This window comes from Mesorhizobium sp. M1307, assembly GCF_040318155.1.
Lineage (GTDB): Bacteria > Pseudomonadota > Alphaproteobacteria > Rhizobiales > Rhizobiaceae > Mesorhizobium.
Genome location: NZ_JAMYLR010000021.1, coordinates 23,367 through 41,049, shown reverse-complemented (window position 1 = coordinate 41,049; position 17,683 = coordinate 23,367). Strand labels below are relative to the sequence as shown.

The 17,683-nt window shown below is 62.7% G+C and carries 17 protein-coding genes and 1 pseudogene; 15 read left to right on the top strand and 3 right to left on the bottom strand.

The window, feature by feature from the left end:
* The first annotated feature begins 48 nt into the window (after positions 1–48).
* The 5 genes from NKH16_RS21520 (at position 49) to NKH16_RS21500 (ending at position 5,457) form a co-directional block, all read left to right on the top strand.
* Positions 49–1,059 (top strand): DUF4424 domain-containing protein, encoded by a 1,011-nt coding sequence (locus NKH16_RS21520; RefSeq protein WP_352450070.1) that lies wholly within the window; start codon positions 49–51, stop codon positions 1,057–1,059.
* Entirely contained in the window at positions 1,059–1,577 is a 519-nt protein-coding gene (locus NKH16_RS21515) for a dihydrofolate reductase (RefSeq protein WP_023676694.1), read from the top strand. The genes NKH16_RS21520 and NKH16_RS21515 overlap by 1 nt, the downstream gene beginning before the upstream one ends.
* Before the next feature lie 161 nt (positions 1,578–1,738).
* Positions 1,739–2,833 carry an FtsH protease activity modulator HflK gene (gene hflK / locus NKH16_RS21510; RefSeq protein ID WP_023676693.1) on the top strand — a complete coding sequence of 365 codons (1,095 nt, stop codon included), beginning with the start codon at positions 1,739–1,741 and terminating at the stop codon, positions 2,831–2,833.
* Positions 2,833–3,795, top strand: a complete 963-nt coding sequence (gene hflC / locus NKH16_RS21505; protein ID WP_352705116.1) for a protease modulator HflC — start codon at positions 2,833–2,835, stop codon at positions 3,793–3,795. The genes hflK and hflC overlap by 1 nt, the downstream gene beginning before the upstream one ends.
* Positions 3,796–3,939: 144 nt before the next feature.
* Positions 3,940–5,457 (top strand): DegQ family serine endoprotease, encoded by a 1,518-nt coding sequence (locus NKH16_RS21500; protein WP_352742406.1) that lies wholly within the window; start codon positions 3,940–3,942, stop codon positions 5,455–5,457.
* 47 nt (positions 5,458–5,504) lie between these two features.
* Here NKH16_RS21500 and NKH16_RS21495 read toward each other — a convergent pair.
* Both NKH16_RS21495 and serB read right to left on the bottom strand, forming a co-directional pair.
* A pseudogene (locus NKH16_RS21495) lies at positions 5,505–6,076 on the bottom strand (GNAT family N-acetyltransferase).
* The gene (gene serB / locus NKH16_RS21490; protein WP_352450067.1) at positions 6,073–6,960 is read right to left on the bottom strand and encodes a phosphoserine phosphatase SerB; all 888 of its coding nucleotides are present in this window, start codon (positions 6,958–6,960) and stop codon (positions 6,073–6,075) included. The pseudogene NKH16_RS21495 and the gene serB overlap by 4 nt, the downstream one beginning before the upstream one ends.
* On the opposite strand from serB, the gene miaA reads away from it, so the two are divergent.
* The 3 genes from miaA to NKH16_RS21475 all read left to right on the top strand — a co-directional run bounded on the left by miaA (position 6,950) and on the right by NKH16_RS21475 (position 9,336).
* Positions 6,950–7,918: a tRNA (adenosine(37)-N6)-dimethylallyltransferase MiaA gene (gene miaA, locus NKH16_RS21485; RefSeq protein WP_352742524.1), complete on the top strand. Its 969-nt coding sequence runs from the start codon at positions 6,950–6,952 to the stop codon at positions 7,916–7,918. The two genes, serB and miaA, sit on opposite strands and share 11 nt — an antisense overlap.
* Positions 7,919–8,022: 104 nt before the next feature.
* Positions 8,023–8,817 (top strand): GGDEF domain-containing protein, encoded by a 795-nt coding sequence (locus NKH16_RS21480; RefSeq protein ID WP_352471623.1) that lies wholly within the window; start codon positions 8,023–8,025, stop codon positions 8,815–8,817.
* A 132-nt stretch (positions 8,818–8,949) separates the two neighbouring features.
* Positions 8,950–9,336, top strand: coding sequence for an ester cyclase (locus NKH16_RS21475; RefSeq protein ID WP_352471649.1), 387 nt, complete (start codon positions 8,950–8,952; stop codon positions 9,334–9,336).
* Between the two features lie 36 nt (positions 9,337–9,372).
* Here the strand turns inward: NKH16_RS21475 and NKH16_RS21470 are convergent, their stop codons facing one another.
* On the bottom strand, positions 9,373–11,199 hold the full coding sequence (locus tag NKH16_RS21470) for an ATP-binding protein (RefSeq protein WP_352742522.1): 1,827 nt from the start codon (positions 11,197–11,199) through the stop codon (positions 9,373–9,375).
* Between the two features lie 150 nt (positions 11,200–11,349).
* Here NKH16_RS21470 and NKH16_RS21465 point away from each other — a divergent pair, with 150 nt between their 5' ends.
* From NKH16_RS21465 to NKH16_RS21435, 7 genes are all read left to right on the top strand, one after another.
* A complete protein-coding gene (locus tag NKH16_RS21465) occupies positions 11,350–11,916 on the top strand; it encodes a helix-turn-helix domain-containing protein (protein ID WP_352742404.1) in 567 nt (188 codons plus the stop codon).
* 1 nt (position 11,917) lies between these two features.
* Positions 11,918–12,229, top strand: a complete 312-nt coding sequence (locus NKH16_RS21460; RefSeq protein ID WP_352742402.1) for a hypothetical protein — start codon at positions 11,918–11,920, stop codon at positions 12,227–12,229.
* A gap of 21 nt (positions 12,230–12,250) precedes the next feature.
* On the top strand, positions 12,251–12,778 hold the full coding sequence (locus tag NKH16_RS21455; protein WP_352644864.1) for a GNAT family N-acetyltransferase: 528 nt from the start codon (positions 12,251–12,253) through the stop codon (positions 12,776–12,778).
* 219 nt (positions 12,779–12,997) lie between these two features.
* Positions 12,998–14,158, top strand: a complete 1,161-nt coding sequence (locus tag NKH16_RS21450; protein WP_352680218.1) for a PcfJ domain-containing protein — start codon at positions 12,998–13,000, stop codon at positions 14,156–14,158.
* 352 nt (positions 14,159–14,510) lie between these two features.
* Positions 14,511–16,262 (top strand): acetolactate synthase 3 large subunit, encoded by a 1,752-nt coding sequence (locus NKH16_RS21445; RefSeq protein ID WP_352644617.1) that lies wholly within the window; start codon positions 14,511–14,513, stop codon positions 16,260–16,262.
* Between the two features lie 66 nt (positions 16,263–16,328).
* On the top strand, positions 16,329–16,901 hold the full coding sequence (ilvN, locus tag NKH16_RS21440; RefSeq protein WP_023676680.1) for an acetolactate synthase small subunit: 573 nt from the start codon (positions 16,329–16,331) through the stop codon (positions 16,899–16,901).
* A gap of 60 nt (positions 16,902–16,961) precedes the next feature.
* Positions 16,962–17,558, top strand: a complete 597-nt coding sequence (locus tag NKH16_RS21435; RefSeq protein WP_352742400.1) for a LysE family translocator — start codon at positions 16,962–16,964, stop codon at positions 17,556–17,558.
* The last annotated feature ends 125 nt before the right edge of the window (positions 17,559–17,683 follow it).

Sequence of the window (17,683 nt, the reverse complement as noted above, 5' to 3'; positions counted from 1 at the left end):
ACATTGAACAGCTAGAGTCATGTTGGCATTCTCGCCGGGGGAGTTTCCATGTTCCGTTACGTCCTGACCGCAGCCTTGGCGCTCTCGGCTACGCCTGCGCTCGCCAATGATTCGGTCGCCGAACTCGGCACCGGTGGGCTGATCCTTTCGCGCAGCGATGCGGTGGCGATGGAAAGCGAGGATCTCTACATCTCGCCGGAAAAAGTGATGGTCGGTTACGTCTTCCGCAACAACACCGACAAGGATGTCGATGCGATCGTCGCCTTTCCGATGCCCGACATCGAAGGCGACCCCGAAGAAATACCGGCGATTCCGGAGGCGCAGAGCGACAATTTCCTCGGCTTCGAAGTGACGATCGACGGGGTGCCGGCAAAGCCGCAGCTCGAGCAGAAGGTGTTCGCGCTCGGCATCGACATCGGCGCTGACCTGAAGGCGCAGGGCGTGCCGTTCTATCCGTTCGGCGATGCGGCCAAGGCAGCGCTGGCAAAGCTGCCGCAAGCGGTCGCCGACGACTGGGTCAACCGCGGCATCATCATCGAGGACACTGCCGACGACGGTTCGGGCATGAAGACCGTCTATACGCCGTTCTGGCAATTGCGCTCGACCTATTGGTGGCGCTCGACGTTTCCGGCCAACAAGGCGGTCCATGTCTCGCATCGCTACAAGCCGAGCGTCGGCGGCACCTCCTCGGTCAGCTTCTTCTATGACGGCCAGTTCCAGGCTCAGTATGCCGCCTACAAGACACGCTACTGCATGGACGATGCCTTCGAGAATGCCGTGCGCAAGGCAGCCAAGGACGATCCCGACGGCTACCCCAAATATTTCGAGAACCGCATCGCCTATATCCTGACCACGGGTGGCAACTGGGCGTCGGGAAACATCGGCACGTTCAAGCTGACCGTCGACAAGGGCGATGCGAAGAACCTGGTCTCGTTTTGCGGCGAAAACGTCAGGAAGGTCGGACCGACGACGTTCGAGATGAAGGCGCAGAACTTCTACCCCGAGCACGACATCGACATATTGCTGCTGGAGCCATCCGATGGCGGAAACGGCGGCTGATGGACCTCGCGATTTATGTCGCCATCGCCGAGAACGGCGTGATCGGGCGCGAGGGTGGGTTGCCGTGGCGGCTGTCCACCGATCTCAAGCGGTTCAAAGCCGATACGATGGGCAAGCCCATCATCATGGGCCGCAAGACCTATGAAGGCATCGGCCGCCCATTGCCGGGCAGGCTCAATATCGTGGTGACACGAGACAGGGCATGGCGCGCCGAGGGCGTCGAAGTCGCGCACTCGATCGAGGACGCAATCGCGCTGGCGACGGTGCGCGGGCGCTGCATGGCCGGCGCCGACGAGATCTGCGTCATCGGCGGCGGCGAGATCTACGCTCAGGCGCTGCCGTTGGCCGATCGGCTGCACGTGACCCATGTTCTGGCCGCGGTCGACGGCGATGCCCATTTCCCGCCGATCGATCCGGCGCTGTGGCGGATCGTCCGCTCGCAGGAGGTGGAGGCTGGCGAAAAGGACAGCCATGCGACACGCTATTCGGTTTACGAGCGGCGGCGCGACGTGCATTGAAGGCGACAAAGGGGTCGCGACAGGTCTAGATGGACCCAAAAGCGGACAGTGGCGGCAGCCGATCGCGTTGAAAGCGTGCCGTTGCATCCCTATAGAAGAATAATATTGGATTTTGCGCCGGTGAGCCGGCGCTTGAGGGAATTCCAAGCGAAAGGACATTTATGCCCTGGAACGACAAGAGCGGCGGCGGCGGCCCGTGGGGCGGCGGCAACAATCAGGGGCCTTGGGGTCAGGGACCAAAAGGACCCAGCGGCCCGCAGGGCTCGCCTCCCGATCTCGAGGATATCATCCGGCGCGGGCAGGACAGGTTGCGGCGCGCGCTGCCGGGCGGCGGTGGCGCGAGCCCTGCCGTGTTCGGGCTGATTGCCGCGGCGCTGGTGGTGCTATGGGCGTTCAAGGCGGTCTACACCGTGCAGCCCGACGAAGTTGCGGTGGAACTCAGGTTCGGCAAGCCGAAGGCGGAGCTGTCGCAGCCTGGCCTGCATTTCCATTGGTGGCCCATCGAAACGGTCGAGACCGCCAACATCGCCGAGCAGCTTGTCAGTATCGGCGGCGGCAGTTCCAGCGGCAATGGCCTGATGCTTTCCGGCGACCAGAACATCGTCAATGTGCAGTTCTCTGTGGCCTATCAGGTCTCCGACCCTAAGGCCTATCTGTTCGATGTGTCCGACCCGGACGGCATGCTGCAGCAGGTCGCCGAAAGCGCGATGCGCGAAGCGGTCGGCCGGCGCCCGGCGCAAGACATTTTCCGCGACGACCGGCAAGGCATCGCGGCGTCGGTGCGTGAGATCATCCAGACGACGCTGGACGGTTACAAGGCCGGCCTCAACGTCAACGCCATTTCGATCGAGGACGCCGCGCCACCGCGCGAGGTGGCAGACGCGTTCGACGAGGTGCAGCGCGCCGAGCAGGACGAGGACAAGTTCGTCGAGCAGGCCAATCAGTATTCCAATCAGAAGCTCGGCCAGGCGCGCGGTGCGGCCGCACAGATCCGCGAAGACGCGGCCGCCTACAAAAACCGGGTCGTGCAGGAGGCCGAAGGCGAGGCGCAGCGCTTCATCTCGGTTTATGACGAATATGCCAAGGCGCCGGAGGTGACGCGCAAGCGACTCTACCTGGAAACGATGGAGCGGGTGCTGAAGGATTCGAGCAAGGTCATCGTCGAGCAAGGCAACGGGCAAGGGGTCGTTCCCTACCTGCCGCTGCCGGCATTGCAGCAGAAGGCGCCGGCACCGGCCACCGGAGGAAACCAGTGATGGCCAACCGTCTTCCCGTCATTGCGGTCATCGCCGCGGTCATCCTGTTCCTGCTCTATTCGTCGGTCTTCGTCGTCAATGCGCGCCAGCAGGCGCTGGTGCTCAGGTTCGGCGAAATCGTCGACGTCAAGAACCAGCCGGGCATCTATTTCAAGGCGCCATTCTCCTTCTTCGATGCCGACACCGTGCAGCTGATCGAAAACAGGGTGCTGCGCTTCGACCTCGACAACATCCGCGTCCAGGTTTCGGGCGGCAAGTTCTATGAGGTCGATGCCTTTATCGCCTATCGTATCTCGGATCCGCGTGTGTTCCGCGCCGCGGTTTCCGGCCAGATCGAACTGGCCGAGGCCCGGCTGAGGACGCGTCTCGACGCCGCCTTGCGCCGCGTCTACGGCCTGCGCGACTTCGAGGCGGCACTCTCGGAAGAGCGCGCCGTGATGATGCGCGAGGTGCGCGATCAGCTGAGGCCTGATGCCACCTCGCTTGGCCTGCAGATCGAGGATGTCCGCATCCGCCGCACCGATCTCACGGCCGAAGTCTCGCAGCAGACCTTCGACCGCATGAAGGCCGAACGTCTCGCCGAAGCCGAGCGGCTGAGGGCGCGAGGCAATGAGGCAGCGCAGCGGATCAGGGCTCGCGCCGACCGCGAAGTGGTCGAAATCGTCGCCGAAGCGCAAAAAGAGTCTGAAATCCTGCGCGGTGAAGGTGAAGCCCAGCGCAGTGCCACGTTTGCCGGGGCCTATCTGCGCGATCCGGCCTTCTTCGATTTCTATCGGTCGATGAATGCCTATGGCACGGCGCTGAACAGCGCCGGAACGACGATGGTGCTGTCGCCGAATTCCGAGTTCTTCCGCTTCTTCCGCGACCCGAACAGCAAGGAAACGCCTGTGGCACCGGCGGCACCAGCGCCAGCACCTACCGCTCCCGCCGCACCGGCGGCACAGCCAGGCACCGGCCAATAGGGCCGGTGCAGGGGCGCCGGCGTAACGGAGGATTTATCCTCTGGCGGTAGCCATAGCCGCAAACGTGCCTTATTTCTTGCCAACATGACGCGGACCGGCATTTTTGCCGAAGCGGTTTTTTTCAGAACACCCGGAGGCCTTTCGATGACATCCACCATCCTTCTGCGTGCAGCGAGGCGGACGTTCATCGCCGGGGCCGCTGCGCTTCTGGTCGGCGCCGTTGCCGTTCCGTCGTTCGTGGCGCCGACGATGGCAGCCGACGGGCCGCCCTCGGTTGCCGATCTCGCCGCCGGCCTGCTTGGCGCCGTGGTCAACATCTCGACGTCGCAGACTGTTAAAGGCACTGAGGGGCCGGGCGCAGTGCCGATGCCGCAGCTGCCGGAGGGCTCGCCCTTCCAGGACTTCTTCGACGATTTCTTCAAGAACCGTGGCGGCGACAAGGGCGGCGGCGGGCAAAAGGTGCAGTCGCTGGGCTCCGGCTTCGTGGTCGACGCCGAGCAGGGCATCGTGGTGACCAACAACCACGTCATTGCCGATGCCGACGACATCGAGGTGAATTTCTCCGATGGGGTGACGCTCAAGGCGACGCTGGTCGGCACCGACACCAAGACCGATGTCGCGGTGCTGAAGGTCGATCCGAAAGGGCACAAGCTGACGGCGGTGAAGTTCGGCGATTCCAACACGATGCGTGTCGGCGACTGGGTGATGGCGATCGGCAATCCGTTCGGTCTCGGCGGCACGGTGACGGTCGGCATCGTCTCGGCACGCAATCGCGACATCAATTCCGGCCCGTATGACGACTTCATCCAGACCGATGCCGCGATCAACCGCGGCAATTCCGGCGGACCGCTGTTCAACAGCAGCGGCGAGGTCATCGGCATCAACACGGCAATCATCTCGCCATCGGGCGGCTCGATCGGCATCGGCTTCTCGATCCCGTCGCAGCTTGCCTCGGGCGTCGTCGACCAGCTTCGCCAGTTCGGCGAGACGCGGCGCGGCTGGCTCGGCGTGCGCATCCAGCCGGTGACCGACGACATTGCCGAAAGCCTGGGCATGGCGACCGCCAAGGGCGCGCTGGTCGCCGGCGTCATCAAGGGCGGGCCGGTTGACAACGGCACAATCCAGGCCGGCGACGTCATCATCAAATTCGACGGCAAGGACATCCATGAAATGCGTGACCTGCCGCGCGTCGTGGCGGAGAGCCCGGTCGGCAAGGCGGTCGACGTGATCATCGTGCGCAAAGGGGTCGAGCAGACCGTCAAGGTGACGCTCGGCCGGCTCGAGGACGGCGAAAAGCTTGCCAGCGGCGGTGAAAACGGCAACACCGACCAGGACGATGCCGACAAGGCGCCTGCGGTTTCGACGGCTGCCGTGCTCGGCATGACGATCGGCGAGCTCAACGACGAGACGCGCACGAAATTCGGCATTGCCACCGATGTCTCCGGCGTCGTCGTGACCGACGTCGCCAAGGATTCGGCGGCAGCCGAACGCGGCATCCAGCCGGGCGAGGTGATCACCGAGATCGCGCAGGAATCGGTCGCCACGCCCAAGGACGTCATGGACCGGATCGGCGCGCTGAAGGAGCAGGGGCGCAAGAACGCGCTTTTGATGCTGGCGTCGAAGACAGGCGAGCTGAGGTTTGTGACAATCCGGATGGATTGAGTCCGGAAGAGCCTGCAACACACTGATGTTGAAACGAAAAAGGGCGGCTAGCGGGCCGCCCTTTTTCTTGCCTGCCAGTCTGTGCGCGGCAGCCTGTAGAAAACATGTCGCCTGAGTGCGGTGTGGCTGTCCGGAACACCGGGATGGTCGAAGTCGGAGGCGGCTCGGCGATCATGCCCAGGCGCTCCATGACGGCAGTGGACCGGCTGTTATCCTCGACTGCGAAGGACACGATTTCGTCGAGGCCAAGTCTTTCAAAGCCATAGGTGAGCCAGGCTTCGGCTGCTTCGGTGACATAGCCGCGGCCCCAGAATTCGGGTGCCAGCCGCCAGCCGATCTCGATCGTGCCGGGCGGCAGGAATGGCAAATGATCGGTTCGGGTTATGCCGACGAAGCCGATGCATTCACCTGTGGCTGCGATCTCAGCGGCCGCGAAGCCGAAGCCGTCGCGATCGATAGCCGCGCGCAACTCCTCCATCTTGGCGTCCGACTGGGCACGGTCGCGCCGAAACGGAAAGAATTCCATGACCAACTCGTCGGAATTGATGCGATGGAAGAGCTCGCGGTGACGATCTCCCCAGTTGCGCAGGATCAGGCGCTCGGTGCGGATCGGCGTCATTCGACAAATTCCTCCCGGCGATAACCCTGCAGATAAAGCAAGGCGGTGAGGTCGCCGTGGTCGATGCGGATCTTTGCCTCGGCTGCCACGGCCGGCTTGGCATGCAAGGCGACGCCGATGCCGGCAAGACGGATCATGTCGAGATCGTTGGCGCCGTCGCCGACGGCAATGGCATCGGCAGGCGTCAGGCCGAGGCGGGCGGAAATCTCGATAAGGGCTTCGGCCTTGGCGGCGCGGCCGAGGATCGGTTCGGCGACCAAGCCGGTGAAGCGGCGATCCTGCTCGATCAGGCGGTTGGCGCGATTTTCGTGAAAGCCGAGCAATGCTGCGATGCGGGTGGTGAAGATGTCGAAACCACCGGAGATCAGCGCCGTCCAGGCGCCATTGGCCGCCATTGTCTGGACGAGCGTGCGGCCGCCGGAGGCTAGCGTCAGGCGATTGTCGATGATGCGGTCGATGATTGCGGCATCGAGACCCTTGAGCAGCGCCACGCGCTCGCGCAAGGCCGGCTCGAATGCGATCTCGCCGTTCATGGATAGCGCCGTGATGGCGGCGACGCGATCCTTGACGCCGATCTCGTCGGCAAGCTCGTCGATGCATTCCTGGTCGATCATCGTCGAATCCATGTCGGCGATCAGGATCTTCTTGCGCCTGTTCTCAGCCGGCTGGACGGCCACGTCGATCGGTTCGGAAGCAAGCGCGGCCTGCAGGCGCGCCGTTATTTCGGAAGCGTCGGCGGTCTCCGGCAAGTCGAGTTCGCAGGCAATGCCTTCGGCCAGCCAGCGAACAGCGCTTGCGCCGACCGACCGCGAGGCCATATTCGCTAGCGTCGGCGTCAATGCGCGGCCGGCGGGATGGGATAGAAGCGTGGCGATCAGCGGCATCGAAAATTCCAGCGGACAGGCGGGCGAAGGCCGCGTGAAGAACGCGATCCTGATAGCCGGGCCGACCGCCAGCGGCAAGTCGGCGCTCGCACTCGACCTCGCCGAGCGCAATGGCGGTGTCATCGTCAACACCGATTCCATGCAAGGCTATTCGGTGCTCGACGTGCTGACGGCGCGGCCTGGTCCTGCCGAACTCGCCCGCGTCCCCCACTTTCTTTATGGACACGTCGATCCGTCCACCGCCTATTCCACCGGCGCCTGGTTGCGTGATGTCACGAAGCTGATCGACGACGGCACGCTCTCGGAGCGGCCAGTGATTTTCGTCGGCGGTACCGGGCTTTATTTCCGGGCGCTCACGGAAGGTATCTCGGAGATGCCCGACATTCCGAAGTCGATCCGCGATCGCTGGCGTTACGAGCTCCAGGAACAGGGCGCAGTGAGATTGCACCGCATCCTGTTGCGCGAGGATTCTGCGGCCGGCATGATGCTGAAGCCGACGGATGGCCAGCGCATCGTGCGGGCGCTGGAGGTGCTCGACGCGTCGGGGCGTTCCATCCTGGACTGGCAGGCCGCGCGTGGCCGGCCGTCGATCGACAGGAGCAGCGCGCGCTTTTTCGTCATCGAGCCGGAGCGAGCGGCGCTGGTGGAGCGGATCGATGCTCGCTTCGACCGCATGCTGGACAAGGGGGCACTGGACGAGGTGAAACAGCTTTCAGCGCTCGGCCTCGATCCCGACCTGCCGGCGATGAAAGCAATCGGTGTTCGCGAGCTTCAGGCCGCGCTGGCCGGCGCCTTCAGTTTTCCCGAGGCCATCGAGCGCGCGAAAATCGCGACGCGGCAATATGCCAAACGGCAGGCGACCTGGTTCAGGCACCAATTGGGCCCGGAATGGCAGAGATTGCGTCCTGGTGAGGGGATCGACTCGATGCTCTCACTCCCTCCTTCGAGCGCAACCTGAAAAGTCGACACCGAGGGGACATTTCGCGTTGAAGTTGTCCAGGTTAACTGTCCGTAAGTTCCCGCATGCCATAAGATCGTTACGAACTTTCCAACGGGGAGCAGATGCGTTTCCACAAGGCGGAATCAGCCTTTTTCGTCTTTATTTTTGTGATCCTGGCCGCCGGCCTGGTGACGCTTTACGCCTATGGGCTCCTGCAAACCCTGGCCGCCGACATTAGCAATACGCCTTCGGAACTCGATGAAATCGTCTATCTCAACAAGCTGCTGTTTGCGACGGGCGTGCTGCTGGCGACTGCGCTGTTCTTCGGCATTTTCTTCATCTACCCGCTGATCCGAAAGCAGGCGACGGAAGAAGGCAAGCTGCGCGCCATGACCGTTTCGCTCAGCGCGCGTTCGGAGACGCTAGAGCATGCGGCGCTCACCGACAGCCTCACCGGCATGCAGAACCGGCGTTATTTCGACGATGCGCTGAAGGAATATCTCGAAGAGTTCCGTCGCATCGAGAAACCAGTAGGGCTGATGATCCTCGACCTCGACCATTTCAAGCAGGTCAACGACAGCCACGGCCACGATGTCGGCGACGAGGTGTTGCGGGCGGTCGCCAACTGTCTCAAGGACATGACACGCTATCACGACGTGGTGGCGCGCCTGGGCGGCGAGGAGTTCGCGGTGGTCACGCCCAATATGGACGCCGAGCTGCTATCCAAATTCGCGGAGCGCATCCGCAAGGCGATCGCCAACATGGCGGTGCTGACGGGCAATGTCCGACTGAAAATCACCACCAGCGTCGGGCTTGCCGTCTGGGATCGCAAGGAAACCGCCGAGGAGTTCTATCGCCGCGCCGATCGCCAGCTCTATGAGGCGAAGAGGCAAGGGCGCAACCGCGTCTGTGCCTGAAATTCCGTCATTGAATTCGTGATGCCGGCCGTCTGGTATCGTTTTCTGCGTTTCCGGTGCACGCAGACCGACGTCACCCAGTCAAGCCGAGATGCTGCCTTTGCGGGGCTTGCCGGAAATAGAGGTGTTGCCGTGACTAAATCCGATCTCTCCGGTCTTTACCGAGGCTATATTGCATGCCTGAACAAGCAGGATTGGCCAAATCTGGGGCGGTTTGTTCATGATGAAGTGACCCACAACGGTCGCAAGCTCGGATTGTCCGGCTATCTCGAAATGTTGGTGAGAGACTTCGACGAAATTCCGGACCTTTACTTCGACATTCAGCTATTGGTTGCCGATCCGCCTTATATAGCGAGCCGGCTAAGCTTCGACTGCGCGCCAAGGGGAACGTTCCTTGGGCTCGATGTAAGCGGGAAGAGAATTTCGTTTGCCGAGAACGTATTCTATGAGTTTCAGAGAGGGAAAATTCGCCAAGTGTGGTCAGTTATAGACAAGACAGCCATCGAAACTCAGCTTTGATATCTGCGAGCGCTGCCTAAAAGTCGCTCGGCTCAATCATTCTGGGGGGCGCAGGCCGAAGGTCGCCGGCTTGAGGCCGTAGCGCAAGTCGAAATCGTCGTTTCGCTGGGTGCGTGCGGCCGACGGCTTGCGATAGTCCGAATCGCCGGACTGCCGGCCCGGATCGACGACTTCCGCGAAAGGCATTGCCTGCTGTGATTTCGGCACGTTGCGCAGCCGTTCGACGATCGCCACGAGGTCGACCTCGTCGCCGGTTTCGGACCGCAAGGCGTCTGCGCGCTTGGCGGTGCCGGGGATCAAATCCTCGGAGAGCTTTTCGAACTTCATCCGCATCGTCGTCGCCACGCCTTCCCCGAAGGCAATGGCCTCGCGCTGGCCCATGGAAGACAGGAACGCCAGCGTCGAAGCCGAGGAGTCGGCGATCGCCGAGCGGATGATCGCCTGGTCCTGCTCGTTGGCGAGCCGCATGGCAAAGAACGTCGAGCACTGCGACAGGATGGTCGGGTCGAGTTCGCCCGGGCGCTGGGTGACGACGCCGAGATAACAGCCATATTTGCGGCCTTCCTTGGCGATGCGCGACAGCGCGTGCCGCGTCGGCGCGAAACCGAGGCGCGGATCGGCCGGCATATAGCGATGCGCTTCCTCGCACAGGAAGAGCAGCCGCAGGCGGCCTTCGCTCCACAACGCCAGGTCGAAGGCCAGCCGCGCCAGCACCGAGCATACGGAATTGACCACCTCGGACGGCATGCCGGCCATTTCGAAGCAGGTCACAGGGCGGCCGTGATGCGGCACGCGGAAGATGTTGCCGATCGTCTCGTGGATGGTGTCCTCGATCAGGCGCGAGTTGAACATGAAACGGTAGCGCGGATCGGATGCCGCCGATTCGATACGTGTCTTCAGTGACCTGAGGGTCGGGCGATCGTTCTTGCTTTCCAGCAATCCCATGCGTTCGTCGACCAGCTTGATGAGGTCGGCAATGCGATAGGGCACCGGCGCGTCGGCGGTCAGCACATCGGTGCTGCGCCGTAGATAGTTGCCGGAGTTCGGATTGCGGTAGAGGTTCTTGGCCGCGGGAATGAGATCGCGCAAGGCGTCGACCTCTTCCGGAACCGTCTCGCGGCCGCGAAACAGCACCTCGGCAAATTCCTCGAGCTTGAACATCCAGAAGGGCAGGTCGAGCGTCGTCGAATCGACCCTGACGCAATATTCGGGCAACGACGCGGCGAACTCGTTGTGTGGATCGAGGATGAGCACGCGCAGGTCGGGCCGGGCGGCGATCGATTTGCGCAAGAGCAGCGACACGGCGGTCGATTTGCCAACCCCGGTGGTGCCGACAATGGCGAAATGGCGCGCCAGCGTATCGTCGATGGCGATATTGGCGGCGATGGCCTCGTCCTGCGACAGCGTGCCGATGGTGATCGAATGACGACCGGCGAGATCGTAGACGGCCTGCAGGTCGCGGCTGCGGATACGATGGGCAATGGCGCCGATATGCGGGTAGGTTGTGATGCCACGGTCGAAGATCGGCTTCGCGCCGGGTTCGGCACCGTCGCGCACCTCGCCGATCAATTCGATGCTGACCTCGATCGGATTCTGGCCCTCGCTGCTCCAGGCACGATCCGACTTGCCGATTTCATAGACCAGGCCGACGGTTCGTGATGTACCGAGATTGATCGAGATCATCTTGCCGACGCTCCACAGGCCGGTGACCGTGCCTTCGATATCGTCGGCATAGGCGCTGATGGTGGCGCGCGCGCCGTCGCATTGCACGACATTGCCCAGAATGCGCTTGTCGTTCTGCTCCGCCCTGCGGCGCTCCAGCAAAGTCGGTTCCCCAATGGAGGCTTCGCGTTCAACGAGCATGGACACGCCGATCCCTTTTCCCAAGCGATGAGTCTAGGCGAACGGGGTTAAGGTGGGATGAGGCCGGATGGTTTAGCGGACATTAAGGAGTTTGCGAAAACTGGACGAAACGGCCGTTGCTCCGTAGAAAAATTTCGATATATTGGATTAATGGATGATATAGCGAACGACATCTCCTCGACCATCGGCAGAAGAATACATGCCGAAAGAGTGGCTCGAGGCTGGTCCCTGGCAGAGCTGGCGGAGCGGTCCGATGTTTCGAAAGCCATGCTGAGCACGGTAGAACGCGGCATGACCAGCCCGACGGCGGCACTCCTTGTGCGCATTGCGGCCGCCTTCGGCATGACGCTGTCCACATTGATCGCAAGGGCGGAATTGCAGGGCGGTGGCCTGCTTCGCGAACGTGACCAGCCGCTCTGGCGCGATCCGGCTACGGGTTATGTGCGTCGGCATCTTTCGCCGGTCTCCGACATACCCCTCGAACTGATCCGGATCCAGTTGCCGGCCGGCGCCAAGGTAAGTTTCCCGGCGGCGTCCTATGCCTTCATCAGCCAACAGATATGGCTGATCTCCGGGGAGCTGGAATTCACCGAGGGGGACATCGTTCACCGGCTCGAACCGGGCGACTGCCTGGCGCTCGGCGCGCCATCCGATTGCGTCTTTCACGCTCCGGGGCCGGACGCCGCCGACTATCTGGTTGCGTTGGCCAGGAGCTGAGGTGAAGGCGCGCCGTCCAAAACGCTCCGACAATGGCGGTCCGCCGCTCGACGACTATGACGGTCCGCCCTGGGGCAAGGGCGACCCCTATGTCTTTCTTGCCTGGCGCACCGCCCATGCACAGGCATGGAAAGCGCCGAGCCGCGAGATCATGCTGATGCGGCTGCACAAGGCCGAGCGGCTGGGCCTGACCTATGAGGAATACATGCTCGAACTGCTGGAACGCGGGCGACATCTGCAAGAGGAAGACGCCGATCGCATCGCGGAAATCCGGCGGGCCAGGAAGCGGAAGCGGATCAGTCATTTCGATTGACGGACGGCGCAGGGGAACCACATGAGTTCGATCGAAATCAGGCCACTCACCAGGACTGACGGAACGCAAAAAATGCTGGCGGATCTGCTGATCGGGACAGTCGCCGCCGGCGGCTCGGTCAGCTTCATGCATCCGCTGGCGCCGGAGATGGCCGCGGCCTTCTGGAACAGGTCGCTTCATGCGGCCGCCAGAGGCGAAAGGGCGGTGCTTGGGGCCTGGAACGGCGAGGCTCTGGTCGGCACCGTCACCTTGCTGCTCGACTGCCCTCCCAACCAGCCGCACCGGGCCGAGATCGCCAAGCTGATGACCCGCCTCGATTATCGCGGCAAGGGCATCGCAACCCGCCTGATGGAGGCGGCGGAAGCCGTTGCCGTGGAGAAAGGCCGCACGCTGTTGGTCCTCGACACGGCAAAAGAGGAGGGAGCTTCCGGCCTCTATGAAAAGCTCGGCTTCACGCTGGCCGGCGAAATACCGGATTATGCGCTGAAGCCGCATGGCGGGCTGACAGGCACCCTCATCTACTGGAAACGCGTCGGCCGGACACGGTGATGGCGACAACGATGCACCTTTGCAACACCCGTCAGACCATCGCGGGCATGGAAAGAATGGCTCTTGCGTCAAATTGGCGGCGAGCTTAGAGAAGCCGCCCATTCTGATCCGTCGTCCTGAAAGGAGACCTGTCAATGACCCGGCGATCCAGATCGACACATTCCGTGCCGACGCTGGAATTGCGTGCGGCTGACAGGGTTCCAATCAGGAAGAACGGCCATGGCAAAGTCCATGATCCAGCGCAGGCAGGATGCCGAGCGCGAACGCATTGAAGCATATGCCGTAACGCTGCGGCGGGTTTTTCCCGTCCCGCGTCCCGCTCCGGATTTCGAGCGGGCGCTCGACGAGGCACGTCGGGGCTTTGCCGGCATGGCGATCCGCGACGGCGCGCTGTGGCGTCCAAAGCTGAAGACGCGCGACCCCGCGCGGCTGCGGCTGGCCGCGGCGCGTCATCTCTATGCGCGCTACCCGGTTACAGCCGCGCTCGAGGGGATCTGGCTGGACAGCTCGGGGTTGAATGCCGGCGAGATTGCGCTTCGCAAGGCTTGGTATATCGCAGTGGCGCGTGGTGACTCGCTCTACAAGGCGGGCGCCTGTGCGTGGCTGTCTCGCAAGGAGGTGCATTGCTTCTTGAACTTGCCCGGCGATTTCACGTTCGACGAGGCGTTTTGGGTGGCGATCGCCCGGTCCTACACGGATGATTCCGGGTTGGCGGCCCGACTTGCCAAGTCGAAAATCGCGCGCACGCCACGTAACGATCTGGCCTTCTGGCGCGAGGTGACACGGTTCTTCTGCGGGCAGCCCGCGTCGAAGGAGGAGATCGACGATCTATGCGACTATATCGGCGCCGTGCACCAGCGCGATGCGGCGTACAGCCTGAAGGGTCGCACGCTCGCCTCGCTGCGTCGGCAGATGCTGGAATGGCATCGAGACATTGCCGCGATCGAACGCATCGAGGCAATGCGCCGCCGCGCTGCCGGGCGGGCCACGCGTACTGCCGGGACGCAGTCGCAGGGTCGCGCCTGGGACGGCTCGCGCCTCGACGACTGGGACTGGCAGCCGTCGACCAAAGAGGCAAGGGCGCATGGCGAGCGTTTCTTCATCCGTCAGTTGAAGACAGCCGAGGATCTGGTCGCCGAGAGCCGGGCGATGCATCATTGCGTCTCGATATACGCGGCCAAATGCATCGCCGGCAATGCCTCGATCTGGGTGCTGCGGCGCTCGGCGCTCGGCAAGATCGAGCGGTTGCTGACGATCGAACTCGACCCGCAAAACCGTGCGGTGCAGGTGCGCGGTTTCGGCAACCGTCTCGCCTCGCTCGAGGAGCGCAAGATCATCGAGCGCTGGGCCAAGGCGAGGGGTGTGGTGCTCTGCGCCTGAAACGGAAGACCCGCGCGGCGGAAAGGCCGCGCGGGTGCACAATGGGCGGATGTGCCGACGTCAGGCCAAGTGCACATTCGCCGTTGACAGCGGCGTCAAACCAATTCTATTGTCCGCCACCATGAAAAAGGCACTCATTCTCGTAGGAAAGCGCGTGGGCAAGGCGGTGTAACCGCCGGGCGATGACCTCCCATGCGCAAGACACAGGCTCCCTCGGGGGCCTTTTTTATTGCCCGAAATACGACTAAACGACCAGCAATCGCCAGATGGCGAACAGTACGGGACCAGACCGATGAGCAGTGGACAGAATGAGCGGCGCGAAATGCCAAGAACTGAAATGCCAAGGAGCGAAATGACGGGCGCCGAAATGGTGGTGCAGGCGCTGAAGGACAACGGCGTCAAGCATGTTTTCGGCTATCCGGGCGGCGCGGTTCTGCCAATCTACGATGAAATCTTCCAGCAGGACGAGGTCGAGCACATCCTCGTCCGCCATGAGCAGGGCGCGGGCCATGCGGCGGAAGGCTATGCGCGCTCGACCGGCAAGGCCGGCGTCATGCTGGTGACCTCAGGGCCGGGCGCCACCAATGCGGTGACGCCATTGCAGGACGCGCTGATGGATTCGATCCCGCTGGTCTGCCTGACCGGCCAGGTGCCGACTTCGCTGATCGGCTCGGATGCGTTCCAGGAGTGCGACACGGTCGGCATCACGCGGCCCTGCACCAAGCACAACTGGCTGGTGAAGGACGTCAACGAGCTCGCGGCAACGATCCACGAGGCCTTCCATGTGGCAACCACAGGGCGCCCCGGTCCGGTCGTCGTCGACATTCCGAAGGACGTGCAGTTCGCCAAGGGTATCTATGTCCCGCCGCAGACGGCGCCGCGCACCAGCTACCAACCGAAGGTCCAGGGCGATCTGGAAAAGATCAAGGCGGCGGTCGAGCTGATGGCCGGCGCCAGGAAGCCGATCATCTATTCGGGCGGCGGCGTCATCAATTCCGGCCCGGAGGCGAGCCATTTGCTGCGCGAGCTGGTCGACCTCACCGGCTTTCCCATCACCTCGACGCTGATGGGCCTCGGCGCCTATCCGGCGTCGGGCAAGAACTGGATGGGCATGCTCGGCATGCACGGCACGTATGAAGCGAACATGGCGATGCACGATTGCGACGTCATGCTCTGCATCGGCGCGCGCTTCGACGACCGCATCACCGGGCGGCTGACGGCGTTTTCGCCGAATTCGAAGAAGATCCACATCGACATCGACCCGTCGTCGATCAACAAGAACGTCCACACCGACGTGCCGATCATCGGCGATGTCGGGCGTGTGCTGGAGGATCTGGTGCGGCTGTGGCGGGCAACCGCCAAGGCCGACAAGAAAGCGCTTCACCCGTGGTGGGAGCAGATTGCCAAATGGCGCGCGCGCGATTCGCTCGCCTACAAGATGAACCACGAGGTGATCATGCCGCAATATGCCGTCCAGCGGCTCTATGCGCTGACCAAGGACCTCGACACCTACATCACCACCGAGGTCGGCCAGCATCAGATGTGGGCGGCACAGCACTATCATTTCGAGAAGCCGAACCGCTGGATGACCTCCGGCGGACTGGGCACGATGGGCTACGGCCTGCCGGCCGCGCTCGGCGTGCAGATCGCGCACCCGGATGCGCTGGTCATCGATATCGCCGGCGACGCCTCGGTGCAGATGACGATGCAGGAGATGAGCGCCGCGGTGCAGCACGAGGCGCCGATCAAGATCTTCATCCTCAACAACCAATATATGGGCATGGTGCGGCAGTGGCAGCAGCTGCTGCACGGCAACCGGCTGTCGCACTCCTATACCGAGGCGATGCCGGATTTCGTCAAGCTCGCCGAAGCCTATGGCGGCCACGGCATTCGCTGCGACAAGCCGGACGAGCTCGACGACGCCATCAAGGAGATGATAGCGGTCAAGAAGCCCGTCCTGTTCGACTGCCGCGTGGCGACGCTCGCCAACTGCTTCCCGATGATCCCGTCCGGCAAGGCGCATAACGAGATGCTGTTGCCGGACGAGGCGACGGACGAAGCTGTGGCCAACGCGATCGACGCCAAGGGCAGGGAACTGGTGTAGTCTGGTTGGAGGAAGCTGTGCGGAAACAGCAGATTAGCGCAAAAGTTTGAAATCGAGATTTATGTCATGAACGCACAGTTGCAACCGACCGGCTCCGCCTATTTCATCGCCAAGGAGACGGAAAAACCAGAGAACCACACGCTTTCGGTCCTGGTCGACAACGAGCCGGGCGTGCTTGCGCGGGTCATCGGCCTGTTTTCCGGACGCGGCTACAACATCGAGAGCCTGACGGTCTCGGAAACCGAGCACGAAAAGCACCTGTCGCGCATCACCATCGTGACGCGCGGCACGCCGCACGTGCTGGAGCAGATCAAGCACCAGCTCGAGCGCATCGTGCCGGTGCACCGCGTCGTCGATCTCACCGTGCGGTCGCAGGAATTCGGACAGGAGCGGCCATTGGAGCGGGAACTCGCGCTGGTCAAGGTGGCCGGCACCGGCGAAGCCCGCGTCGAGGCGCTCCGGCTCGCCGATGCATTCCGCGCCAGCGTCATCGATGCCAACACCGAGCATTTCATCTTCGAGATCACCGGCAAGGGCTCCAAGCTCGATCAGTTCATCGCCATCATGAAACCGCTCGGGCTGGTCGAAATCTGCCGTACCGGCGTGGCGGCCATGAACCGTGGCCCGCAAGGGATGTAGTCATCCAGCTTGGCTCTATCTCGTCGCTTTGCCACCGATCGCATTGATTAGGGGAACGGCATGACATTCGACGCATTCCTTGCGCTTATGGTCTATGCCTTTGTGACCTCGATCACGCCGGGTCCGAACAATTTCATGCTTTTGGCCTCGGGCGTGAATTTCGGCTTGGTCAAAACCGTGCCACACATGCTCGGCATCGGCATCGGCTTCCTCGTGCTGTTGCTTGCCGTAGGCTTCGGGCTTGGCGCCGTGTTGACGGCCTTTCCGGTCCTGCATACCGGGTTGAAGATCGCCGGCGGCCTCTACTTGCTTTATCTCGCCTGGAAGATCGCCATGTCGCGCTCGCTCGGCGGCGAAGGCGAGGCGAAGGGCCAGCCGATGCGCTTCATCGAGGCTGCGGTCTTCCAGTGGGTCAATCCCAAGGCCTGGGTGATGGCGATTACAGCCATGGCCGTCTATACCAATCCGGAACGCCCGTTTGTGTCGGTGGTGCTGATCGCGGCCGCGTTCGCCGTCGTCATGCTGCCGAGCATTTCGACCTGGGCCGGTTTCGGCATGGCGCTGCGCGGCTTTCTGGCGGATGCGGTGCGGCTCAAATGGTTCAACATCGCCATGGGTGTGATGCTTGCGGCGACGCTGTGGCCGATGCTGCGTTAGCTGCCGTTCTATTGTGCACTGCACATTAAATCTTCGTAATGACGGGTTTTGGCCCTTTTTCGCCTTCGGCATCCTCTATTATTTGGCAAAAGCGCGGCAAGAGGCTGCGAGTTGAGCTAGACTAC